Raw genomic sequence first — 1,001 nt, 5'->3', positions numbered from 1 at the left:
TATGCAATCAATACAAGGAAACATTATGAACAAAGTAGCAATTGCAGTAGCAGCAGTGGTAGCTGGTAGTAGCGCGCTTTTAAACTCTGCTCAAGCTGAAATGTATATCGGGGGCAAAGTAGGCATGACTACACTTGACGACGCTTGCTATCTAAATAGCCCTTGTGATGATGAAGCGTTCGGTGCAGGACTACATATCGGTTATGACTTTACCGATATCATTGGGCTAGAGTACGGCGTAGACTTCTTAGGCGACTACAAAGCTAACTCGATGTCAGGGGCTAACACGGTTAATACGATTGACGGCAATCTAACGGCTTTAACACTTGCACCTAAATTCAACTGGCACTTAAACGAATCTTGGAACTTGTTTGCTAAGATCGGTGGTGCTTACATGATGTCTGATGACGAAACAGACTTTGTCCCAACAGGTTCTTTGGGGGCTGAATACTCGATCGATAGAAACTGGAGTGTTCGCGCTGAATACCAACGCTACCAAGACATGTCTGACGACGTGTGGGACGACATGGATGCTAACTTCTTTGGTATCGGTGTTAACTACAAATTCGCAGCAGCTCCAGTTGTTGCAGCAGTTGTAACGGAAGAAGTGATCGAGCCAGATCCAGAACCAGTGATGATGAGCAAGGTGCACAAAGAAGAGTACGGTACAGGTACGTTTGAATTCGATAGTGCTAAGTTAACAGATTCCGTTTCTGAACGTCTGGACAACTTTGTTTCATTCTTGAACGAATATCCTCAAGCTCAAGTAGAGATTACTGGTTACACGGATAGCTCAGGCCCTGCGGCATACAACCAAAAACTGTCTGAGCGTCGTGCTCAATCTGTTGCGGATTACCTAACTGCTGCAGGCATTGACTCAGATCGTTTAACTGTGAAAGGCATGGGTGAAGAAAACCCAGTTGCTGACAACAGCACTCGTGAAGGTCGTGAGAAAAACCGTCGCGTAGAGGTTGTGGTTCCTTCGTTTGAATACCAAGAGC

The 1,001-nt window shown here is 45.6% G+C and carries 1 protein-coding gene; it reads left to right on the top strand.

The window, feature by feature from the left end; translation table 11 throughout:
- Window positions 1–25: 25 nt before the first annotated feature.
- Window positions 26–1,001, top strand: a 976-nt coding sequence (locus CAG69_RS03655) for an OmpA family protein (RefSeq protein WP_161442774.1), incomplete at its 3' end; no start/stop codon positions are given.

The organism is Vibrio sp. V43_P6S15P86 (assembly GCF_009904725.1).
Lineage (GTDB): Bacteria > Pseudomonadota > Gammaproteobacteria > Enterobacterales > Vibrionaceae > Vibrio > Vibrio diabolicus.
The sequence above is the reverse complement of the archived record's forward strand: the minus strand, read 5'-3'. Positions and strand labels throughout refer to the sequence as shown.